Source organism: Faecalimicrobium sp. JNUCC 81 (assembly GCF_053667625.1).
This window is the reverse complement of sequence record NZ_CM132203.1, coordinates 1,711,604-1,735,162: the sequence shown is the minus strand read 5'-3', so window position 1 is coordinate 1,735,162 and position 23,559 is coordinate 1,711,604. Positions and strand designations below refer to the sequence as shown.

The 23,559-nt window shown below is 29.9% G+C and carries 25 protein-coding genes; 1 reads left to right on the top strand and 24 read right to left on the bottom strand.

The window, feature by feature from the left end:
* Window positions 1-4: 4 nt before the first annotated feature.
* From JNUCC81_RS08555 to JNUCC81_RS08525, 7 genes are all read right to left on the bottom strand, one after another.
* Window positions 5-1,273: a sensor histidine kinase gene (locus JNUCC81_RS08555; RefSeq protein ID WP_208332066.1), complete on the bottom strand. Its 1,269-nt coding sequence runs from the start codon at window positions 1,271-1,273 to the stop codon at window positions 5-7.
* Window positions 1,257-1,925 (bottom strand): response regulator transcription factor, encoded by a 669-nt coding sequence (locus tag JNUCC81_RS08550; RefSeq protein WP_454096198.1) that lies wholly within the window; start codon window positions 1,923-1,925, stop codon window positions 1,257-1,259. Before JNUCC81_RS08550 ends, JNUCC81_RS08555 begins: the two co-directional genes overlap by 17 nt.
* 224 nt (window positions 1,926-2,149) lie before the next feature.
* The gene (locus JNUCC81_RS08545) at window positions 2,150-4,645 is read right to left on the bottom strand and encodes a heavy metal translocating P-type ATPase (RefSeq protein ID WP_454096197.1); all 2,496 of its coding nucleotides are present in this window, start codon (window positions 4,643-4,645) and stop codon (window positions 2,150-2,152) included.
* 312 nt (window positions 4,646-4,957) lie between these two features.
* Complete coding sequence (locus JNUCC81_RS08540) at window positions 4,958-5,692, bottom strand: hypothetical protein (protein WP_454096196.1); 735 nt, start codon at window positions 5,690-5,692, stop codon at window positions 4,958-4,960.
* 125 nt (window positions 5,693-5,817) lie between these two features.
* Window positions 5,818-6,372, bottom strand: a complete 555-nt coding sequence (locus JNUCC81_RS08535; protein ID WP_454096195.1) for a hypothetical protein — start codon at window positions 6,370-6,372, stop codon at window positions 5,818-5,820.
* A gap of 1 nt (window position 6,373) precedes the next feature.
* On the bottom strand, window positions 6,374-7,048 hold the full coding sequence (locus JNUCC81_RS08530) for a hypothetical protein (RefSeq protein WP_454096194.1): 675 nt from the start codon (window positions 7,046-7,048) through the stop codon (window positions 6,374-6,376).
* An 84-nt stretch (window positions 7,049-7,132) separates the two neighbouring features.
* Window positions 7,133-7,804, bottom strand: coding sequence for a PspA/IM30 family protein (locus JNUCC81_RS08525; RefSeq protein WP_454096193.1), 672 nt, complete (start codon window positions 7,802-7,804; stop codon window positions 7,133-7,135).
* 199 nt (window positions 7,805-8,003) lie between these two features.
* Here JNUCC81_RS08525 and JNUCC81_RS08520 point away from each other — a divergent pair, with 199 nt between their 5' ends.
* Entirely contained in the window at window positions 8,004-8,543 is a 540-nt protein-coding gene (locus JNUCC81_RS08520; RefSeq protein ID WP_454096192.1) for a 2'-5' RNA ligase family protein, read from the top strand.
* A gap of 540 nt (window positions 8,544-9,083) precedes the next feature.
* Here the strand turns inward: JNUCC81_RS08520 and JNUCC81_RS08515 are convergent.
* The 17 genes from JNUCC81_RS08515 to JNUCC81_RS08435 all read right to left on the bottom strand — a co-directional run bounded on the left by JNUCC81_RS08515 (window position 9,084) and on the right by JNUCC81_RS08435 (window position 23,558).
* A complete protein-coding gene (locus JNUCC81_RS08515; RefSeq protein WP_454096385.1) occupies window positions 9,084-10,235 on the bottom strand; it encodes a sodium ion-translocating decarboxylase subunit beta in 1,152 nt (383 codons plus the stop codon).
* 58 nt (window positions 10,236-10,293) lie between these two features.
* A complete protein-coding gene (locus JNUCC81_RS08510) occupies window positions 10,294-10,686 on the bottom strand; it encodes a biotin/lipoyl-containing protein (protein ID WP_454096191.1) in 393 nt (130 codons plus the stop codon).
* A 22-nt stretch (window positions 10,687-10,708) separates the two neighbouring features.
* Window positions 10,709-11,092 carry an OadG family protein gene (locus JNUCC81_RS08505; protein WP_454096190.1) on the bottom strand — a complete coding sequence of 128 codons (384 nt, stop codon included), beginning with the start codon at window positions 11,090-11,092 and terminating at the stop codon, window positions 10,709-10,711.
* A gap of 15 nt (window positions 11,093-11,107) precedes the next feature.
* Window positions 11,108-12,655: a methylmalonyl-CoA decarboxylase subunit alpha gene (mmdA, locus tag JNUCC81_RS08500; protein ID WP_454096189.1), complete on the bottom strand. Its 1,548-nt coding sequence runs from the start codon at window positions 12,653-12,655 to the stop codon at window positions 11,108-11,110.
* Between the two features lie 29 nt (window positions 12,656-12,684).
* On the bottom strand, window positions 12,685-13,095 hold the full coding sequence (gene mce, locus JNUCC81_RS08495) for a methylmalonyl-CoA epimerase (RefSeq protein ID WP_208332615.1): 411 nt from the start codon (window positions 13,093-13,095) through the stop codon (window positions 12,685-12,687).
* A 15-nt stretch (window positions 13,096-13,110) separates the two neighbouring features.
* The gene (meaB, locus tag JNUCC81_RS08490) at window positions 13,111-14,055 is read right to left on the bottom strand and encodes a methylmalonyl Co-A mutase-associated GTPase MeaB (RefSeq protein WP_454096188.1); all 945 of its coding nucleotides are present in this window, start codon (window positions 14,053-14,055) and stop codon (window positions 13,111-13,113) included.
* Between the two features lie 10 nt (window positions 14,056-14,065).
* Window positions 14,066-14,476, bottom strand: coding sequence for a cobalamin B12-binding domain-containing protein (locus JNUCC81_RS08485; protein WP_208332619.1), 411 nt, complete (start codon window positions 14,474-14,476; stop codon window positions 14,066-14,068).
* Window positions 14,477-14,527: 51 nt separating this feature from the next.
* Window positions 14,528-16,177 (bottom strand): acyl-CoA mutase large subunit family protein, encoded by a 1,650-nt coding sequence (locus JNUCC81_RS08480; RefSeq protein WP_454096187.1) that lies wholly within the window; start codon window positions 16,175-16,177, stop codon window positions 14,528-14,530.
* A gap of 59 nt (window positions 16,178-16,236) precedes the next feature.
* Window positions 16,237-17,487 carry a sodium/glutamate symporter gene (gene gltS / locus JNUCC81_RS08475; protein ID WP_454096186.1) on the bottom strand — a complete coding sequence of 417 codons (1,251 nt, stop codon included), beginning with the start codon at window positions 17,485-17,487 and terminating at the stop codon, window positions 16,237-16,239.
* A gap of 234 nt (window positions 17,488-17,721) precedes the next feature.
* Window positions 17,722-18,264 carry a 2-oxoacid:acceptor oxidoreductase family protein gene (locus JNUCC81_RS08470; RefSeq protein ID WP_454096185.1) on the bottom strand — a complete coding sequence of 181 codons (543 nt, stop codon included), beginning with the start codon at window positions 18,262-18,264 and terminating at the stop codon, window positions 17,722-17,724.
* Window positions 18,265-18,286: 22 nt separating this feature from the next.
* The gene (locus tag JNUCC81_RS08465) at window positions 18,287-19,087 is read right to left on the bottom strand and encodes a 2-oxoacid:ferredoxin oxidoreductase subunit beta (RefSeq protein ID WP_454096184.1); all 801 of its coding nucleotides are present in this window, start codon (window positions 19,085-19,087) and stop codon (window positions 18,287-18,289) included.
* A complete protein-coding gene (locus JNUCC81_RS08460) occupies window positions 19,080-20,222 on the bottom strand; it encodes a 2-oxoacid:acceptor oxidoreductase subunit alpha (RefSeq protein WP_454096183.1) in 1,143 nt (380 codons plus the stop codon). The genes JNUCC81_RS08465 and JNUCC81_RS08460 overlap by 8 nt, the downstream gene beginning before the upstream one ends.
* 16 nt (window positions 20,223-20,238) lie before the next feature.
* Entirely contained in the window at window positions 20,239-20,430 is a 192-nt protein-coding gene (locus tag JNUCC81_RS08455) for an indolepyruvate ferredoxin oxidoreductase subunit alpha (protein WP_454096182.1), read from the bottom strand.
* 379 nt (window positions 20,431-20,809) lie between these two features.
* Complete coding sequence (locus JNUCC81_RS08450; RefSeq protein ID WP_454096181.1) at window positions 20,810-21,517, bottom strand: MIP/aquaporin family protein; 708 nt, start codon at window positions 21,515-21,517, stop codon at window positions 20,810-20,812.
* A gap of 51 nt (window positions 21,518-21,568) precedes the next feature.
* Window positions 21,569-22,729, bottom strand: coding sequence for an iron-containing alcohol dehydrogenase (locus JNUCC81_RS08445; RefSeq protein WP_454096180.1), 1,161 nt, complete (start codon window positions 22,727-22,729; stop codon window positions 21,569-21,571).
* 31 nt (window positions 22,730-22,760) lie between these two features.
* Window positions 22,761-23,186 (bottom strand): GlcG/HbpS family heme-binding protein, encoded by a 426-nt coding sequence (locus JNUCC81_RS08440; protein WP_454096179.1) that lies wholly within the window; start codon window positions 23,184-23,186, stop codon window positions 22,761-22,763.
* A 15-nt stretch (window positions 23,187-23,201) separates the two neighbouring features.
* Window positions 23,202-23,558 carry a glycerol dehydratase reactivase beta/small subunit family protein gene (locus JNUCC81_RS08435; RefSeq protein WP_454096178.1) on the bottom strand — a complete coding sequence of 119 codons (357 nt, stop codon included), beginning with the start codon at window positions 23,556-23,558 and terminating at the stop codon, window positions 23,202-23,204.
* Between the last annotated feature and the right edge of the window lies 1 nt (window position 23,559).

Here is a 23,559-nt window from a genome sequence, read left to right as displayed (position 1 = left end):
TATTTTAAAATTCTGCATAAAATACTACTGCATTTTCTTTGTTTTTTAGTGAATGATAAAAACCATGACTATTAAATATTTGACTTACTAAATATAGCCCTAAACCACTTCCTCCTGTTTTTCTTGAACGGGATTTTTCTACTCTGAAAAATGGTTTAAATATCTCTCCTAAATACTTTCCTTCTATTTTCACCCCTGTGTTTTCAATTTCTAGACATACCTTTCTTAAACTATTTCTCTTATTAACTTTATTTGATTTTGTATATAGTCTAATTATAAGGCTTTCTCCCTTTGGAGAATACTTTATAGCATTATTAATTATATTATTTATAGCTTTAGTAATTCTTTCTTCATCGCATTCTATAAAAACATTATCTTTAATTTTCAAATCTATTTTTATATTATTTTCTTCTATTAAAAATAATTGTCTTTTAACCAACTTGTGTAGTAATTCACTTAAATTTACTTTTCTTAACTCTAAATCTTTTTCTAGAATTTCACACTTTGATACTTCTATCATTTCATTTACTAATTCCTTTAATTCTTGTGTACAATCATATGATTTTTTAAGGTATGCATCTCTATCTTTATATTTTCCTATATTATACATCATACCTTCTAATTGGCCACTAATTATAGTTATTGGTGTTTTTAGCTCATGAGATATAGTAGCAACAAAATCTTTTCTTCTATTTTCTGCTTCTCTTTCACTTTCAATTATATCTATTAAAGGTTTAGTTATAACATTAGAATATATATATGCACCTATTATACCTATTAAAATTGCTACACCAATAATATATGGCATAAGATTCCTAATTACATCACTAGCTTCATCTATAGGTTGCAGTGGCATTATTATTTCTAATGTGTATGGATTCATAGAGTCTTTAGTATATATAGGCATAGTTAACATATATTCATCTTTTTTACTACTTAAAATATATTTATTGTATCTTAGGAAAATTACCTCATTGTTTCCATATATTATTTTTCCATTTTGATTTTTTAATATTATTGCCAAGTTTTGATCTTTACCCATATAGTAAAGTCTTTCCTCTAAAAAAGCTGTATCGTAATGAATTGCTGTTTCTGCTAAGGATTTAGAACTTCTTTCTAATAAATCTATCTTATATTTATGATAGTATGATGGTAATAAAAAATATAAAATTAAATATATAATTATGGCTAACGCTACTAAAAGTATTGTGGTTATAGAAAATAACTTATACTTTATATTTAAATTTTCCCATTTATCAAATATCTTTCTCAAGTGTATATCCTATTCCTTTTACAGTTTTTATGTATGGTAAAGATATTTTTTTCCTTATATTTTTTATATGTGCATCAACTATTCTTGTATCTCCATAATAATCATATCCCCATATACTATCTAATAGATTCTCTCTAGTTATAACTTGAGGATATTTTTCTATTAGCGTTTTTAGTATATTAAACTCTTTTAATGTTAATTCAATACTCTCTCCTTCAATATTAGCCGAATATGTATTTAAATCTAATTTTAGATCTTCAAATACTATAAAATTATCATTAATAGACTTTGAACTTCTTCTTAAAATTGCTTCTACTCTTTTTATAAGTAAATTAAATGAAAATGGCTTTGTTATATAATCATCACATTCTAATTCAAATCCTTTAACTTGATCAGTTTCATCATTTAAAGCGGTTAAAAATATTATCGGTACATTAGATGATTTTCTAATCATTTTACATACTGAATATCCATCTAAGTTTGGCATCATAACATCTAAAATTACTAAATCATAATTTCCTTGTTTAAATTTTTGTATTCCTTCTAACCCGTCATTTGCATAATCTACACTATAACCTTCCGAGCTTAAAAATTCTACAATTAATTCCTGTATACTCGAATCATCTTCTACTACTAAAATAGATGCATTCATATTATCAACTCCTTATTTGTTTTTATATGCTAAATTTTATATTATTCTTATGAATTTTATATGAAAATCCTTATTCTTTACTTATTTAAGTATACACTAAGTTTTAATTTATAATTATATAAAATAAAAAAATCTCTATAATATTATAGAGATTTTTATAAATTTTAAGCAACATATGGCGATATGAGTAAAATAATTCCTCCAAACGTGGATTAAAACGGGTTTTATTTAAATGATTTAAAATTTTTAAGTCTTAATGCATTACTAACTACAGAAACTGAACTTAAACTCATTGCAGTTGCTGCAAACATTGGATTTAAAAGTGGACCTCCAAATATATATAAAATACCTGCTGCTATTGGTATACCAATAGTATTATATCCAAATGCCCAAAATAAATTTTGTTTAATATTTTTTATAGTTTCATGGCTTAGTTTTATAGCTGTCGGAACATCCATTAAGTCACTTTTCATTAAGACTATATCTGCAGATTCCATGGCAACATCAGTTCCACTTCCTATTGCTATACCAATATCTGCTTTAGCTAAAGCTGGTGCATCATTTATACCATCTCCTACCATAGCTACAAATTTTCCTTGTTTTTGAAATTTATCGACCTCATTTGATTTATCTTGAGGTAAAACCTCAGAAAGTACCATATCAATTCCTACTTGTTTTGATATAGCATTTGCAGTCTTTTTATTATCTCCTGTTACCATAGCTACTTTTATCCCCATATTGTGAAGAGTATCAATAGCAGCTTTGCTACTTTCTTTGACCACATCTGCTACTGCTATTATTCCTGCTAATTTATTATCAATAGCAATATACATAGGTGTTTTTCCTTTCCTTGCTAAATCATTAGATCTCTCTTCTAAACTGATTAAACTTATATTTTCATCATTCATCAGTTTTTTGTTTCCAAGTAAAATAACTTTATTATCTATGCTAACTTCAATACCATGACCTGTTATTGCTTTAAAGCCTTCAACTTTCATAAATTCAATATTTTTATCTATTCCATACTTTACTATTGCCTCTCCTAGAGGATGTTCCGATCCTTTTTCAGCACTAGATGCTATCTTAACAAAATAGTCTTCATCAATACCTTCGCTTAAAACCACATCTGTGACAACTGGCTTTCCTTCTGTTATTGTTCCTGTTTTATCAAATATTACTATATCTATTTTATGTGCAGATTCTAAGGCTTCTCCACCTTTTATTAATATACCATTTTCAGCACCTTTACCTGTACCGACCATTATTGCAGTTGGTGTTGCAAGACCTAGTGCACAAGGACACGCTATTACAAGAACTGATATAAATATTCTAAGAACAAATTCTATATCTTTATTTCCTACGAAATACCATAAAAGAGATGTTACTACTGCTATTACCATTACAATAGGTACAAAATATCCTGACACGGTATCAGCAAGCTTTGCAATTGGTGCTTTTGTACCTTGTGCATCTTCTACTAATTTTATAATTTGAGATAAAGCTGTTTCACTACCTACTTTTTCTGTCTTAAATTTAATACTTCCATTTTTATTTATGCTTGCTCCAGTTACTTTATCTCCTACGTTTTTTTCTACTGGGATACTTTCTCCTGTAAGCATAGACTCATCTACTGAAGTGATTCCTTCTATAACAATTCCATCTACTGGTATTTTACTACCTGGTTTTACTAATATTATATCTCCTTTCACTACTTCTTCTATTGGAGTTTCTACTTCTACGCCTTTATCTATAACTATAGCTGTTTTAGGTTGAAGTCCCATAAGCTTTTTAATAGCTTCTGATGTTTTACCTTTAGATCTTGATTCTAAATATTTCCCAAGTAATATTAATGCAATTATTATTCCTGCACTCTCATAATATAATTGATGATGATGCATAGCTGATACAGTTCCGTTTGCTATTTGGACTGTTGTATATAAACTATATAAAAATGCTGCAAGAGTTCCTATAGCAACCAATGAATCCATATTTGGACTTTTAGCTAAAATAGCTTTTATACCATTTATATAAAACTTATTACCAACTCCCATTACAGGAAGAACTAATACAAATTGAATTAATGCGTAATTTAGAGTATTCGTTATAGGGTTTATGATTTCTAGTAGAGACCATGGTCCAATTGGACTTGGTATCATTGGTCCCATTGCTATATAAAATAGAGGTATTGCAAATACTATTGCTATTACAAACTTTGTAAATAAAGTTTTCATTTCTTTTTCTTTTTTTATTTTATCCTCATCTACTGTCTTTTCTTTTTCATATTCAACTGGTTTATACCCAGCATTTTTTATTGATTCCTTAATTTGTGATAGTTTTACTTGAGATGGATTATAACTTATACTAGCTTTATCTGTTGCTATATTAACATTTATACTTTCTATCCCATCTAATTTTTTAACTACCCTTTCTACTGCTTTTGAACAAGCTGCACAAGTCATTCCCTCAATTTTTAAGTCTATATGTTTATTTTCTTCTCCTTTTTCTACTCCATAACCAGCCTTTTCTACTGATTGCTTTATATCATCAAAACTTACTTTAGTATTGTCATATTCTATTGTAAGCTTTTCTGTGGCAATATTTACATTTTGTGCTTCTACTCCATCTATTTTTTTGACTACTCTCTCCACTGCTTTTGCACAAGCTGCGCAAGTCATTCCTGTTATTTTATATGTTTCATTAACTTTATTATTCGAATCCATATTAATCTCCTTTCTTTTTTAGCATAGGATATATGTATTTATATTATAAATACCCCGTATAGGTATAATACAAAACAGTGATTTTAAAAATTTAATTATTTAAATAATGTATACTTAGTAATAGTTTTTATAATCTATAATTAACAGCTCATATATTATTTGTAATTTTTCTCATTTTTATCCTTTTAGTTAACTTCTAAAATAAATAAAAAAGCTAGGTAGTCAACCTAACTTTTTGTATTTCTTCATTTAATTTAAGTTAAAGCTTATCATAATAAATTTATATCATGTTACCTTAGTTTATTTTTTATATTATTTAAACTTATCATTTATAATACTAATCATGATTTCTTTATTTTCCTCTAATTGTACTAATCTATGACCATTAGCCCCTGATGGGTGAGGAAAACCTCTAAGTATTTGTCCTTCTTTTATTATATTTTCACTTACTAACTCATTTAATACTTCTTCTACTGCTTTTCCTAAAGGTATTATAAGCACATCATTAAGCTTATTAAAATCTTCTATGAAGTTTTCATATACATACTTCATTAAAAACTCACTTTTAATTAACTTAGGTGTGTGACCTGTATAATTTTTACCTTTTACAAATACTGAGTATGGAATAAGAGATATAGTATGTAGTAAATAATCTTTATCTTCAAATAATTCACTACAACTAACTATATTTAAACCTTCATTTAATTTTACTTCATCTAACATGCTTATTATGTTTTTTCTTAAACTTCCACTAAATCTACCATCTCTTTTACACTCATATTTAATTTTTTCTACATCTATATTTTCACTCAAACACCTTCTTGCAGTAGAAATTGCAGTACTCATTTGTTCAAATCCTGGAGTTATGCCAACTATAAATACCTTAGCCTTAGGGTTTATGTATTCATTATGAGGTGCATAGTATATTTCAACATTATTTTCTTTTTCTATTAGAAAATCATTAGTTAAAAGTTCTTCTTTTGTGTATTTATTTTTTATTGGTAATTTTTTTATTTTATCTATATATTCTTCTAAATGTTTTTTCATAAGATTATCTTCCTTTACAGTTTATATATTTTAAATTATATAATATTTTATCTATCTAATACACTTATTAAACTATAAAATAATAAAGTATATAAAAAACCTAGCATAAATACTAGGTTTTATAATTAATTTCTTTTACTTCTTATATAATCAAATATAATATACGCTACGACAGCTAAAGTTATTATTACTACAACTTTTGTTATCCATGAACTCATACCAAATCTATAGAACATTCTATGAAATGGACTATATCCGCCATAATATCCTCCATAATTTGACCCTCCAAATATTGGACGTGATGAGCTACTTCCTCCATTGTCATTATAGTTTTTATTTGAATTACTACTATCATTATTTTTAGGTTTTGTTGAAAAACTTCCAGAGTCTGGCTTTACACTATTACTTGAGTTTGATTTTGAACTACTATTACTTGGTCTAGAAGAAAATCCTCCAGAATCTGGTTTTATAGTAGTTGATTTTGGTTTTGTTGAAAAACTCTTACTTCCTCCAGAACTAAATCCTCCTGATTTTGGCTTTGAACTTGATGAAGACGCTACTATGTATTCTTTATAACTCTGATCATATGCATCTATACTATGAAAGGTAGTAGCTATATAAGCAAATAAAAATATAAATGTCGTTAGTAAACAAGCTATTTTTCTTTTACTATTTTTCATATTATACTCTTAACCCCATTTCTATGAATTTATTATTAATTCTAATAAGTTCATCTTGAGTATCGTCTACTATGACTGATTCATAATATTCTTCGCCCTTGAATTTAGAGTACTTTAATATATGCTGATTATCATAATCTTTACTATCTATCAAGTAAACATATCTATGATAATTTCCTTCACTATCCTTTTCAACTAAATATCCTGCCACATTAAATGTAAACTCTTCATCTCCTTGATAAAGAGTCACTGTGTCTTTGCTGTTTGTAAGTAAATTATTTTCTTTGTTACATTCACTTACATATTCTTTATCTCTACAGTTAAAGCATTGATTCATAGGACATACACTTACACAGTTTCTACATTTACATTGGCTACATTTATCTAATTTTTCTATATCCATTTTTTTATCTTGAGTTAAGTATTTATTTATTTCATCATTTGAGTTTTTTTGAGCTTTAAATAATTTTTTAAAAAGCCCTTTATCTTCTTTACTTTCTTTTTCAATACTATCTAAAAAATTCATATAATACTTTAGTGTATCCACTTTCTTTATAAAGCTTCTTTTATTTATTTCTTTATCATCTAGCATCTGTCTTAAGTCATCACTTGCAAATACTAAATCTGTATATATTTTATTGTATTTATTTTTTTCTTGATTAATTCTTTCATCCATAAAAAAGTCACTCCTCACAATTTAAACCACAATATTATTAAAGGTAGATAGCTTTTAACCATCTACCTTTATTTTAATATAAAATTACTTTTTCATTTGCTCTTTTATTCTTTCTAACTCATCAGCTACTTTTGAATCAACTGCTGGTGAATTATTTATATATTCATCAAGTAAAGCCTCTTCATCTTTTGGTTTTAAATCTTCTAATGCTTTACCATAGTTTTCTTTTTGAGAAACTTTCTTTTCAAGCTCATCTAGGTTTATACCATTATCATCATTAAGACCTGCTAATGTTTCATTTATTTCATTGTTTATTTCAGCAACATCAAGTCTAGTAGCTAACTCTTGTTTTTTAGATTTCATCTTAGATATTTCTATTTCTAATTCTTCTATCTTACTCTTTATAACTTGTATCTTCTCATCTTGGTCTTTTATTCTAGCTAAAGTTTGAGTTAATTTTTCTTCAAATTCTAGCTTTTGTTTTACAAAGCTTTGAGCTTTATCAGTGTCTTCTTTTAATATAGCTGCTTTTGTAGCTTCTTCATACTTAGCTATTTTTTCTTCTAATAATTTCTTTTCTCCTCTTATGCTATCTACTGATGCAATAAAGTTTGCACATTGCTTTTTAGCATCTTGAAGTAATTTTTCCTTTTTAGTTATTGATAATTCTAATAATTCTATTGGATCTTCGTGTTTTTCTAAAGCTTTATTAGCCTTTGCATTTACTACATTTTTTAATCTCTTAAAAAAACTCATTTTATTCTCTCCATTCATATATATAATTAATTTATCTTGTTATCTTTCTTATATAAACTTAATTTCATATTATTTTTAAATTAGTTTATATTATAATATATAATAGCATAAAGCAATTTAAATTTATATGAAATTTATATGAATTTACCAATTTGTAACTATTACATTTATATGATTTTAAAGTTTGGAGGGTACCATATTGAGATACGTAATTGTAAGTGTTGTTAAGGGTAATCCTGGTAATTTTAATAATAACTTAAGAAAGGAAGTTTTTAATAAATTTAAAGCAAAGTCTTCAAAACTTCCTGCTCACTTTACTATTAAGTCGCCTTTTGAAACTGATAATATAGATGATTTAGAAAATATTTTAGATAGTTTTTCCAATAATTATTTATCTGAATCTTATAAAATTAAAGGTTATGCTCATTTTGATAATGGAGTTATATTTATGAAAGTTTTAATGAGTTATGAAGGAAAAATTTTGCACGATAAACTAATTGATGAACTATCAAAAATTCCTTATATAAACTTTGGTGAAAAAGATGGAAAGGATAAAGTTTTTCATGTTACTATAAGTTCTAAAAAAATTCAAAAAATATTTAATGAACTATGGGAATATGTAAATAAGATTGATTGTGATTTTGACTGCCACTTTGATAATATCTGTATTTATAAATGGGAAAATAATACTTGGATACTTCATAAGGAATATATTCTAAAAAATTTATATCAAGATTAAAAAATTGAAATATAAAAGAGCTATAACCTTATCTTTATAGAAATGGTAATAGCTCTTTCATTTTCCAACTAACATTTTATACTCCTTATACTACATATATTATCTAATCTAATTTTGTTTTGATTTATTTTTAAAATTTAATTCATTTTTAAAATAAATATGAAATTTTTTATTCTATATATTCATTAATTCACTCAACTTCATAGTCAGGAGCATAATCATAATCTAATTCACCTTCATAACCAAAATATACTAAGCTAGTATTTTCATTCATTTGTCGTACCTCCTTATTTTTTATTATTAACAATATTATAGTTTACATAATTTATTTTTGCAAGTTCTTTTTAAAAACTTTCATTTGTACTTTATGATATGCAATTTATAAAGAAAAGATTACTATTTTTAAATTATAAAATGTAAAATGCACTTTCAATGACCTACAAATCAGGCTCGTTGCTCAGGTCTAGCAGTTTGAAATTATAATAAAAAATGCTAAGAAAATTATTTTCTTAGCATTTTTTATATTTTATATTCTATTTTCTATCCAAGTAAACTTAAAAGTATTCCTGCTGCTACTGCTGAGCCTATAACACCTGCAACGTTAGGACCCATAGCATGCATTAATATGAAATTACTTGGGTTTTCTTCTTGTGCAACTTTATGGGCGACTCTTGCTGCCATTGGAACAGCAGAAACTCCAGCTGCACCTATAAGTGGATTAATTTTTTCCTTAGTGAATCTATTCATTAACTTAGCACATAGTACCCCCGCTGCTGTACCTATTCCAAATGCTACAACTCCAAGAGCAAATATTTTTAAAGTTTGAGTACTTAAAAATATTTCAGCTTGAGCAGATGCTCCAACTGATAGTCCTAAGAATATTGTAACTATGTTCATTAAGGCATTTGTTGCAGTTTCAGATAATCTATCTGTAACAGTACATTCTTTAAGTAGATTACCAAACATAAGCATGCCTATTAAAGTTGCTGCTGCTGGTAAAAGTAATGAAACTACTATAGTAACAACTATAGGAAAAATTATTTTTATTTTCTTAGATACCGTTTTACTTTGAGTCATTACTATATTTCTTTCTTCTTTTGTAGTTAAAGCTTTCATTATCGGAGGCTGAATTATTGGAACTAAAGCCATATATGAATAAGCTGCAACTGCAATAGGTGCTAATAAGTGTGGTGCTAATTTAGTTGCTAAGTAAATAGCTGTTGGCCCATCTGCTCCACCTATTATAGCTGTTGAAGCTGCCTCTAGTCCTGTAAATCCAAGAAGTAGTGCTCCTATAAAAGTAAAAAATATTCCAAATTGTGCCGCTGCTCCAAGTAATATATTCTTTGGATTAGCTATTAATGGGCCAAAGTCCGTCATAGCCCCAACTCCTAAAAATATTAATGGAGGGAATATCCCAAGTTCATCACCTTGAAATAAGTAATGCAGTAGCCCTCCTGGTGTTTTAGTGTGAATCCCAGCTTCTATAACTCCATTAGCTACTCCCACAGGCTCAATTGTTGATATTGGTCCACTCATAACTCCTGAAAGTGGAAGATTTGAAAGTAGCATACCGAAAGCTATAGGCACTAGTAATAAAGGTTCAAAACCTTTTGCTATTGCTAAATATAATAAAATGCAAGCAATTAGTATCATTACTAATTGTCTCCAGTCCATATTAACAATACCCATTGATTGAATAAAATTAATTATAACTTCTCCCACGGGTAAGTCCCCCTTTTCTAAATTTCTATGCTATCGTTACTAAAACATCCCCAGCACTTACTGATGCACCTTTTGATACACTTATTCCTGAAATAGTTCCATCACAACTTGCCATTATTTCATTTTCCATCTTCATGGCTTCCAGTATTAATAGTATTTGTCCTTTTTTAACACTGTCCCCAACCTTAACACGAACATCATTTATAGTTCCTGGCATTGGTGCATTAACACTACCAGAACCTCCACCTGATTGTGGTGATACTTGAGGTTTTGGTGCTAGAGACTTTGAAACCTGTGGTATAGGTGTACTTTGTGGTTTTATTTTTTCTCTAGAGACTGATACTCCTTCACTTTTTAACTCTTCAACCTCTACATCGTAAGTATTTCCATTAACTGTTATATTATATTTTTTTATCATTTTTAACTCCCCCTTCTGTTCATTACTTGCTACTCTTATTTGACATACTTTCCCAACTTGACTTAGAGTTATTACTTCTTGCTATTTTTCTAACTAATATATTATTAGTACTATTTCCAGTTGCCGCTGCAATTGCTGCAGTTATTGCAGCTACTAGTTCTCCCATATCTTCAGTTTTATCATTTTCCAGCTCTATATGTGAATATTGACTACTAGCTGCCTTTATCTCTTCTGGTTTAGATTTTTCTATTTGTAGTAACTTTATTATTACTGCTATTAAAACTAATACTATAAATACCACACTCATTGAAAGTAATGCTACACTAAATCCAACAAGTAACTTATCTCCTATAGTTAAAATGGCTGATGGATCCTTTAGGGCCTCTAATAATTGGCTAATATTCATAATTTACCCACCTTCCTATAAAGGTATATTTCCGTGTTTTTTAGGCGGTCTCTCTTCACGCTTAGAGGATAATGTATCTAGTGCATCTGCAAGTCTTATTCTTGTAAGTTCTGGTTCAATTACATCATCAATATATCCTCTTTCAGCCGCTTTGTATGGAGTTGCAAATTCATCTGTATATTCTTTTATTTTTATATTTCTCATTGTTTTAGGGTCATCTGAATTTTTTATATCATTTTTAAATATAATATTTGCTGCTCCACTTGGTCCCATAACTGCAACTTCTCCAGTTGGCCAAGCAAAAACCATATCAGCACCTAAATCTTTTGAGCACATAGCTAGATAAGATCCTCCATATGCTTTTCTAGTTATAACAGTAATTTTAGGTACTGTTGCTTCACTATATGCATAAAGCATTTTTGCACCATGACGAATTATTCCACCATATTCTTGTGAAGTTCCTGGTAAGAACCCTGGTACATCTACAAAGTTTACTATAGGAATATTAAAGGCATCGCAAGTTCTTATAAATCTTGCACTTTTATCTGATGCATTTATATCTAAAGATCCCGCCATAAATTTAGGTTGATTTGCAATTATACCTATGCTTTCTCCGTTTATTCTTGCAAATCCTGTTATAATATTTTGTGCAAATAATGGCTGAACTTCATAAAAATCTCCATCATCAATTATTTCATATATAATTTCTTTCATATCATATGGTTTATTTGAACCATATGGTATTATATTATTTAAAACTTCATTTAATCTATTTGGATCATCTATACTCTCAATTATTGGTGCTTTTTCAGCATTGTTTGAAGGCAAGAAACTTAATAATTTTCTAATTTGATTTATACAATCCTCATCATTAACTGCCATAAAATGTGCTACTCCTGATGTAGCATTATGAGTTGTTGCTCCTCCTAATTCTTCAGAACTAACTTCTTCTCCCGTTACAGTTTTTATAACTTGTGGACCTGTTATAAACATTTGACTAGTTTGATCTACCATATATATAAAATCTGTTAAGGCTGGTGAGTAAACAGCTCCACCTGCACAAGGTCCCATTATAGCTGATATTTGAGGAACCACCCCTGATGCGATAGTATTTTTATAAAATATTTCTCCATATCCAGCAAGAGCATCAACAGCTTCTTGAATTCTAGCTCCTCCTGAATCATTAAGTCCTACTACTGGTGCTCCTACTTTTACAGCCATATCCATTACTTTACCAATCTTCTTTGCATGCATTTCTCCTAATGATCCACCTAATACTGTGAAATCTTGAGCAAATGCGCAAACTAATCTTCCGTCTACTTTTCCATAACCTGTAACAACGCCTTCTCCTGGTATCTCTTGTTTCTCCATTCCAAAATTAGAGCATCTATGTTTAACAAAAGCATCTAATTCTACAAAAGTACTCTCATCAAATAGTTTATTTAATCTTTCTCTTGCTGTTAATTTACCTGATGCATGTTGTTTATCTATTCTTTTTTGACCCCCACCGGATTCTATCCTACTTCTTTTTTCTCGAAGTAAATTTAATTTTTCTTGTGACATAAAATCACCCCCAAGTATTTAATTTTCGGTTATTTTCTCTCACTTAATTCTAATAATATTCCATCAGTTCCCTTTGGATGGCAAAATGCTATTTTGGCATTTCCTGCTCCGTATCTTGGTACTTCATCTATCATCTTATAACCTTTATCTCTAACTTCTTTTATTGCTTTTTCTATATTATCAACTCTTACTGCAACGTGTTGGATTCCACCACGCCCACCATTTTTAGCTATAAACTTCGCTATAGGTCCATCTTCAGTAGTTGATTCTAATAGCTCAAGCTCTGTTTCTCCAACTGGTAAAAAAGCAACTTTAACCTTTTGATCTTCTACAGTTTCTGTTCCTTCACATTTTAGACCTAGTACATCCTCATAAAATTTCAAAGTTTCCTCTAAGTTATTTACAGCTATCCCAACATGATCAACTCTTAATATTTCCATGAAAAGCCTCCCTAATTAATATTGATTGTTTCTTAATTTTTCAAATAATATATCACTTATTGTATAAGGATCTATTTCCTTAGTCATAGTTTTACCTAATAATTTATCCATTTCTTCGCTATATTCTAAATTTCTTACTATATTCGAAATACGTCTTTGAACTAATGCTTTTATTTCTGTCTTATTTCTAGAAAGCCTTTTTTCATTTAATTTATCACTTTTTTTTAGAAACATTTGATGTTTTAGTATATTTTTATAAGTTTCTTCTACACCTTCTCCAGTTTCAGCTATAGCTAGATTTATAGGAGGTCTAAATTCCCAATCTTTTTTAAAATCCATCATCATCTGTATTTCTAGAGATGTTCTTTTAGCTCCTTCTCTATCAGCTTTATTTATTACAAATACATCTGCAATCTCCATAACTCCAGCTTTTATAGCTTGTATATCATCACCTAATCCTGGAACCATTACTATAAGAGTTGTATCAGCAGTTTTTACTACATCAATTTCCGATTGACCTACTCCAACTGTTTCTATAAATATATAATCACATCCATATGCATCTAAAACTTTTATAGCCCCTTGAGTAGCATTTGAAAGTCCCCCTAGACTTCCTCTAGTTCCCATAGACCTTATGAATACTCCTTTATCTGTACTTAAGTCATTCATTCTTATTCTATCTCCAAGAATGGCACCTTTAGTAAAAGGGCTAGTTGGATCGATTGCTATAATGCCTACTTTTTTATTTTCTTGCCTTATTAACTTTGCTAATTTGTCTGTAAATGTAGATTTACCAGCTCCTGGAGGTCCTGTTATACCTATAACATAAGCGCCCCCAGTATATTTATAAATTGATTTTAGAACTTCTTCGTATCCCTCAACCTCATTTTCCACCATTGTAATAAGTTTAGCACAAGCCCTTTTATTCCCTTGTAAAAGAGCTTTAATTAGATTTTCCATAAAATCACTCCTAAGCACTTGCTGACTTACTTTTAACATTTTCCCTTATAAAATCTATTGTTACAGAAGTTGGTGTTCCTGGTGTAAATATTTCTTTTATGCCTTTTTCCTTTAAGAAAGGTATATCCTCCTCAGGTATAACTCCACCACCTATAACTAAAATATCATCATACGCTTCTTCTAATTTTAAAAGTTCCACAACTTTTGGAAGTAAGTGACTATGAGCTCCTGATAATATACTCATTGCAACTACATCAACGTCCTCTTGAATTGCTGCTTGAACTATTTGTTCTGGAGTTTGTCTAAGGCCCGTATATATAACTTCCATCCCTGCATCTCTAAGTGCACGAGCTATGACCTTTGCACCTCTATCATGGCCATCTAACCCTGGTTTTGCAACTAAAACTCTTATCTGTTTCATTTTTGTTCCCCCTTAATCTATCTTTAAAACCTTAAAATAACCATTTTTATTTTATATCATAACAGCTTGCTTGTACTCTCCAAATACTTCTCTCATTACACCACATACCTCACCTAGTGTTGCATAAGCTCTTACTGCTTCTAATATATATGGCATTACATTTTCCTCCCCTTCACAAGCAACTTTTAAATCTTGTAGCGCTCTTTGAACTTTATCATTATCTCTATTATCTCTCAGTTCTTGTAGCTTTTCTTTTTGTCTTTCTCCAACTATAGGGTCAACTCTTAATAACCCTTTTGGAGCATCTTCTTCTATTTGGAATTTATTAACTCCAACTATTACTTTTTCATTACTTTCAATTTCTCTTTGATATTTGTATGCACTGTCCATTATCTCTTGTTGTATATATCCTTTTTCTATTGCATGTGGGGCTCCACCTAGTTCTTCTATTTTATTTATTATATTCATAGCTTCTTCTTCTATTTTGTTAGTTAAACCTTCAACTAAATATGATCCTGCAAGTGGATCTATGGTATCAGCTACTCCACTTTCATGGGCAACTATTTGCTGAGTTCTAAGAGCTACCATTACTGAATCTTCTGTTGGAAGAGCTAAAGCCTCATCTTTAGAATTAGTATGTAAAGATTGTGTTCCACCTAATACTGCTGCTAGTGTTTGAATTGCTACCCTTACTATGTTATTTTCCGGTTGTTGAGCTGTTAAAGTACACCCTGCAGTTTGAGTATGAAATTTTAATGACATTGACTTTGGATTAGTCGCTTTGAACTTATCTTTCATTATTTTTGCCCATATTCTTCTTGCTGCTCTAAACTTAGCAACTTCTTCTAGTAAATTATTATGTGCATTAAAGAAGAAAGAAAGTCTAGGAGCAAAATCATCTACATTAAGACCTGCATCAAGTGCTGCTTGTACATACGCCATACCATCTGCTAAAGTAAATGCCACCTCTTGAACTGCATTAGCTCCAGCTTCTCTTATATGATATCCTGATATACTTATTGTGTTCCACTTTGGAACCTCTCTAGAGCAGTAATCAAATATATCTGTTATAAGTCTCATTGATGGCTTTACAGGGAATATATAAGTTCCCCTTGCTACATATTCTTTTAATATATCATTTTGTATAGTCCCTCTTAATTTATCTGGCGAGACTCCTTGTTTTTCAGCTACTGCTATATACATTGCTAAAAGTACTGCTGCTGGTGCATTTATAGTCATTGATGTAGATACTTTATCTAATTGTATTCCATCAAATAATATTTCCATATCAGCTAAAGAATCTATTGCAACTCCAACCTTACCAACTTCACCTTCAGATATTTCATCACTTGAGTCATATCCCATTTGTGTTGGTAGATCAAATGCTACTGACAACCCCATAGAGCCTTGTTCTATTAAGTATTTATATCTTTGATTAGATTCTTCTGCAGTAGCAAATCCTGCATACATTCTCATCGTCCATAACTTCCCCCTATACATAGTAGGTTGAACACCTCTTGTAAATGGAAATTGTCCTGGATATCCTAAATCATTTTCATAATCTATACTAGCATCTAACGGAGTATATAATCTTTTTATTTCCTCGTCTGTATCAAATTTAAATTGTTCTTTTCTTTCTGGAAATCTTGCTAAATTTTTATTAACTTTATTTTCTTCCCATCTTTCAAATGATTCTTTCATATTTCATCCCCCTTAAGCATGTATACAATAGCATGTTTTATATATAAATTTAATTTTAATTAGGCAAAAAAGTTTAATATGTTTATTAAGCCTATATTTATAGGAATTCCTATTAAGTCTGCTAGAAAAGATCCTACTAAAGGCACTATCAATAATGCTTTGGCTGAATCGCCAAATTTAGATGTTATTGAATTCATATTTGCTAATGCATTTGGAGTAGCACCTAATCCATGACCTAAAAGACCTGCTACCATTACAGCTGAATCAAAATCTTTTCCCATAAGTCTAAATACAACAAATATCGCGTATATTATAAGTACTACAACTTGTAGAGAAATAATTATAATCATAGGCCCAGCAAGTCCTGAAAGTTCCCATAACTTTATGGTCATCAGTGCCATTGTTAAAAATAAGCACAGACATACATCACCAATTAAATCTACACAGTATGTGTCTACTTTTATTAGTTTTAATTTTCCTCCAAGCGTTCTCAATACTACACCTATAAACATCGATCCAACATAAGTAGGTACTACTACACTTGTTGAATTGGTTATTACAGTACTTATCAAACTACCTACCGTAATACATATTGCTATTATACTTATATGATTTATAATTATATTCGAAGTAATAGCATTATATTCTTTAGCAAGTGCAACTTCATAACCAGAAGAACTTTTCTCATCACATTCACCTAGGTCTTGTACTGGTTTTAATTTATATTTTTTTATTAAGTATCTAGAAACAGGGCCTCCAACAAGTCCTCCTAGTATTACGCCAAAGGTAGCTGCTGCTGCCCCAATAGTTAAAGCACCTTCTACTCCTAAACTTTCTATAGTAGCTCCAAATGATGCCGCCCCTCCATGGCCACCTTGCATAGATATAGCACCGCACATCATGCCTATTAATGGATTTATGTTAGTTATCTTTGCAACAAATATGCCTATAAAGTTTTGGAATACGAATATAAATCCAGCTAACCCCCAATAAACTAGTAACAATTTCCCACCAGTTTTTACTAGAGATAGATTTGTTCCTAAGCCTACAGTTGCAAAGAAAGCTAGCATAAAAGGTGTTTGTAATGTTGTATCCATTGATACTTCAATTATTTGACCATTTTTTAAAAATAGCATTATTATTGCAAATAGTAACCCTCCTATAACTGGGGTTGGTACACAAAATTTATCTAAAATGTTTACTTTCTTTCTTAATACTTTCCCTAACAAAAGAAGTAATGTTGCCAGTGCCACAGTAGCTACCAAATCAAGTTCTAATGTATTCATTCCATTATCTCTTATAAATCCCATCCTATCCTCCCATAGTACAGTAGCTAAGTTTATCGCATAATGCTGATTGCATTAAGATTTAAAGTTTATTTTATATTTCAAAAAACTGATTTCATAAATCTTGCAAAACCTAAGTACCGAACATTACTAAGATAAAAGGTAAAATTTTATGAAATCATTTAAGAATCTGTTAACTTTTATCAACTAACTTATTTAATTTATTACTTACGTATAAATTTATTTACAATAAGCTATTTAAATAGTATTTGTCGCCTCCTTTAAGAAACGTTTTCCTTCTTCAAATGCTTTTATATTTAAATCTTCACTACCTTTGGGAACTCTATTTAAAATTGCAACTTTTATGTGTTCTGGATTTATTTCTGGTACTAAATTACTTAATACACCTAAAGTAATTATATTTGCTGTCATCGGTTTTTTCAAAATGTCATTAGCTGTTTGAAGTATTGGGATTTTATGAATTGATGCTTTGATTTGATTATTTAGCTCTATAGATGAATCTACTATTACTATACTATTCTCTTTTATATATTTTGAATATTCATTAAAAGATTTTTGTGTTAATGAAATTAGTATATTTGATTTAATTATTTTTGGAAAATTTATGTCTTTATCACTTATTATTACTTCTGCTTTACTTGCTCCTCCCCTAGCTTCTGGACCGTATGATTGTGATTGTACTGCATTTAAATTTGATAATATTGCTCCCTCTGCCAAAATTACACCTGCAAGTATAAGGCCTTGTCCTCCTGAACCACTTAACCTAATTTCCTTTTTCATATACATTCACTCCTAATAATACTTAAAATTTATCTACTACTTTTTGGTATTCTTCAGTATATTCTGGTAAAGTTATATCTTTAAAAATACCTATTGGCATTTTATCTACTTCTTTAGCTTTATTAGTGTCATTGGTTACTATACTATTTTCTTTTATTAATCTTATTAAATCTACTGCAGATCCTTTTTTATTTTTTCTACCGTAGTATGTTGGACAAGAACTAACTGCTTCTACAACTGAAAAACCATTATGCATTATAGCTTTTTTTGTATACGACAACATCTGATTAACATGATATGCACTTGCTCTAGCAACAAATGTAGCTCCTGCTGCTGATGATAATTCACAAATATCAAATGGTTTATCTATATTTCCATATGGTGCTGTTGTTGCCTTGTCATCCGTTGGAGTAGTTGGCGAATATTGACCTCCTGTCATTCCGTAAATATTATTATTAAACACTATTGTTGTAATATCAATATTTCTTCTACAAGAATGTATTAGATGATTTCCACCTATTGCTGTTGCATCACCGTCACCAGTTATAACTATAACATGAAGATTGGGATTAGCTAACTTTACACCGGTTGCAAATGTAAGTGCTCTTCCATGAGTTGTGTGTATTGTATTATAATTAAAATAACCACTCGCTCTTGATGAACACCCTATCCCTGAAACTATACATACATTATCTTTATCTAAATTTAATTCTTCTATTGCTCTTGCTATTGAGTGCATTAATATACCATGGCCACATCCAGGACACCATATGTGAGGTAGTCTATTTGTTCTAAAATTATTTTCTATAATTTTACTAGGCATATACAATTACCTCCTCTATACTAGAAGTTATTTCTTCTGGAGTGATTATCTCTCCATTAAATTTATTAATTCCTATTACAGGGCAATTGTCTTTTACTATTCTCTCTATTTCTAAAATCATTTGACCCATGTTCATTTCTGGTACAAATATATAATTTACTTTTTTACTTAATTCTCTTACTAATTCATTTGGGAAAGGCCATACTGTTTTTATAGATAATAATCCTACTTTTATTCCTTTTTCTCTCAAACAATCAACAGCATCTTTGCTGCATCTAACCATACATCCAAAAGTTACAATTAGTATTTCACAGTCATCTGTAAAATATTTTTCATATAAAAGTATATCATCTAAATTATTTTCTATCTTGTTAGATAATCTAGTAAATAATTTTTCAGCCTCCTTCGTGCTATTTGTTGGGAATCCTGTTTCATCATGTACAAGCCCTGTTACATGGAACTTAAATCCATGACCCATTGACTCCATACTTGGAATTAAATCTTCTGTAACTTCAAATGCTTTAAATTCTTCTTTGTTACATTTAGCTTTCTTTCTGTCTACTATCTCTAATTTTTCTAGTGAACTTAAATCTACTTTCTCTCTCATATGACCTATTACTTCATCTAAAAGTAAAACTACTGGCGTTCTGTATTTCTCTGCAAAATTAAATGCCCTAACTGTTAATTCATACGTATCCGATACAGTTGTAGGAGACAATACTATTAGTGAATGGTCTCCATGTGTACCCCATCTAGATTGCATCAAATCCCCTTGTGATGGACTAGTTGGTAATCCTGTACTAGGTCCACTTCTTTGAACATTTACTACTACACAAGGTGTTTCTGTTATACATGCATATCCTATCGCTTCTTGTTTTAGTGAAAAACCAGGTCCACTTGTTGCTGTCATAGATTTTTTACCTGCTATAGATGCACCTATTATTGCTGACATAGATGCTATTTCATCCTCCATTTGAATAAATGTTCCTTTAACTCTTGGTAACATTAATGATGATATTTCTGCTATTTCTGTTGATGGAGTTATTGGATATCCTGCAAAAAATTTCATTCCTGCGTGTATTGCACCGTGAACACAAGCCTCATTACCTTGTAATAACTTTACTTTTGTTCCCATACTCTCACCTTCTTAATTAAATATTTTTTTCAATGTATATTGCATAATCTGGACATCTTAATTCGCACAACCCACAAAGAATGCATTTAGATTCATCCTCAATATACACACTTTCATCATTCATATTCAAGACTTTTTTAGGACAGAATTCTATACAAATTCCGCACTTTTTACACCAAGATTCTTCTACTACTAATTTTTTTCCCAATTTGATCCCCCTACTTTTACCTATATTTAATAACTTATGATTAGCTTAGTAGATTTATTAACAGTGTTTCAAGTTGATTGTATCACCAAATTTCAATAATTCAATAAGTTTCTTTTCTATTGAATGTTTTTCTATGTTTATTTTATTTTTTTCTTTTTTAGTACAATTTCAAACCACTCATTTATAAAATTTTTGTACATACATTATTTTCTTATTGCAATTAGCAAGTATATTCATATTCCTATTTTTTATAGTATTAAAAAAAATCCCTATATAATTAGAAATTATATTCTAATTATATAGGGATTTTTTTAAAGTTGATATTATTTGCAAGATTTTATTAACTACCATTCAGTTTATTTTTATGGTAATTACACTATTAAAACATAATGCTATAAGTAAATGCTGAAACTATAGCTCCACATATAGGTGCTATAACTGGTATTAAAGCATATTGCCAATCAGAATCTCCTTTGTTTGGAACTGGCAGTATAAAGTGTGCAAGTCTAGGACCTAAATCTCTAGCTGGATTTATAGCATATCCTGTAGGTCCTCCTAAACTTAATCCTATACCCCATACTATTATACCTACTGCAATTGGACTTATTCCATCTGCTAATGGATATGCTCCTATACCCAATATTGCAAACATTAATATAAAAGTTCCTATAAATTCAGTTGCAAAGTTTAATTTTAAATTTCTTACTTCTGGAGCTGTACAAAATACTCCTAATTTAATACTTTTATCTTCAGTTAATTTAAAATGATCATAATAAGAAATTAATACTATTAAAGCTCCTATAAATGCTCCTATAAATTGTGCTATTAAATACATAGGAACATCTGACCATGAAAACTTTCCAATAGACGCAAGTGCTAACGTTACTGCTGGATTAAAATGAGCTCCACTTACATTACCAAACATAAATACTGGTATTGCAACTGCAAAAGCCCATCCAGAAGTTATTGCTATTATTCCACCATTTGAGCCTTTTGTATTTTTAAGAATTACATTGGCTACAACTCCGTCTCCTAGTAATACTAATATCATTGTTCCTATTAATTCTGCGAAAAAGCTTGAATTCATGACATTTCCCCCATTAAATTCCCCCCTCATTTCTGAAGGGGGATAGTTATATTAATATGCTGATTTAAATATGTTTACTATGTCTTTTTCGTTTCCTTTTCTTGGGTTACTAAAAGCATTTCCATCTTTAAGTGCCATTTCAGCCATATATTCAAAATCGTCTTCCTTTATACCCATTTCTTTTAATGAAGTTGGTATACCTATATCTTTAGATAATCTAAACATAGCATCTATAGCTTTCTCAGCAGCTTCATGAACTGATAATCCATCTATATTTTCACCCATAAATTCAGCTATATCAGCAAATTTTTGTGGATTAGATATTACATTATACTTGCAAACATGTGGTAATAACATTGCATTAGCAACACCATGTGGCATATCATATAATCCACCTAGTTGATGAGCCATAGCATGAACGTATCCTAAGTTACCATTGTTAAATGCCATACCTGCTAATAATGATGCATAAGCCATGTTTGTTCTAGCTTCTATATTATCCCCCATAGCAACTGCTTGTCTTAGGTTATTAGCTATTAATTTTATAGATTGTATAGCAGATGCATCAGTTACTGGGTTTGCATCTTTAGAAACGTAAGCTTCTACTGCATGAGTTAATGCATCCATTCCTGTTGCTGCAGTAAGTCCTGCTGGTTTTCCAACCATTAACTCTGGGTCATTGAAAGATACTAATGGTAAGTTTCTCCAACTTACTATAACATATTTAACTTTTGTCTTTGTATTAGTTATAACGCAATGTCTAGTAACTTCACTTGCAGTTCCTGCTGTAGTATTTACTGCTATTATTGGTGGTAATGCATTAGTTAAAGTTTCTATACCTGCATAGTCATATAAATCGCCTTCATGAGTTGCAGCTATACCTATACCTTTACCACAGTCATGAGGTGAACCTCCACCTACTGTAACTATCATATCACATTTCTCTTCTTTAAATATTTTTAAACCGTCAGCTACATTAGTGTCTTTTGGATTTGGCTCTACCCCATCATATATAGCAACTTCAAGACCTGCTTCTTTTAGATATTTTATAGTTTGTTCTACAGCTCCATTTTCTTGATTTCTTAAGAATTTATCTGTAACTATTAGGACTTTTTTCCCACCTAATATTTTAGCTCTTTCTCCAATAACTTTTAAGCATCCAGGTCCCATAAAGTTTACACTTGGTACTAAATAATCATACATTCTACTCATTTTATATTCCTCCAAATTTTTATATTATTTTTTATTTATGAAAAGCATCAACAGCAGCTTGTGCTATTGACATATCTTCCTCTACAGTTCCTCCACTTACACCTACTGCTCCAACAACTTGGTTATCTACTACTATTGGCAACCCTCCACCAAATGGTACTATTCTTGCATTATTAGTAAGTTGAAGTCCATATAAAGATGCCCCTGGTTGAACAGCATCCGCTATTTCATGGGATCCTTGTTTTAGACAAACTGCTGTAAATGCCTTATTTATTGATATATCTATACTTGTTACAAAAGCATCTTCCATTCTATGCATTAACATAAGATTTCCACCTTTATCAACTGCTGAGAATACTACAGGTACATTTATTTCTAATGCTTTTTTTTCTGCTGCCTTAGCCATTGCTTTAACTATTTCTAAGCTTAATTCTTTGTATTCATTTAGCTTTTTCATAGTAATATCACCTCATTATATTTTTTTTAGTTCTATTCCTTTAACTAATCTAGCTCCATTAGCTCCTACATTTCTTAACTTACTGTAGTCATGATTAAGTTCTATACTAATTAAAGGAATATTTTTATCTAATTTACTTGTAGTTAAAGATATCTTATCTTTACTTATACCTATTCCTATTCCTAATCTAGACTTTAAAGATGCTTCGTGACTTAGATTATTAGAGGTATCTTTTTCTTTAGATTCCACTTTATACGGAATACCTTCTTCTTCTATTCCCCATAAAATTTCTTTGAATTCATCTATATCTATATCATTACAATGAAATACGTAAACACTTGGTGTATCTAAATCATAGCTTTTTATAATCATA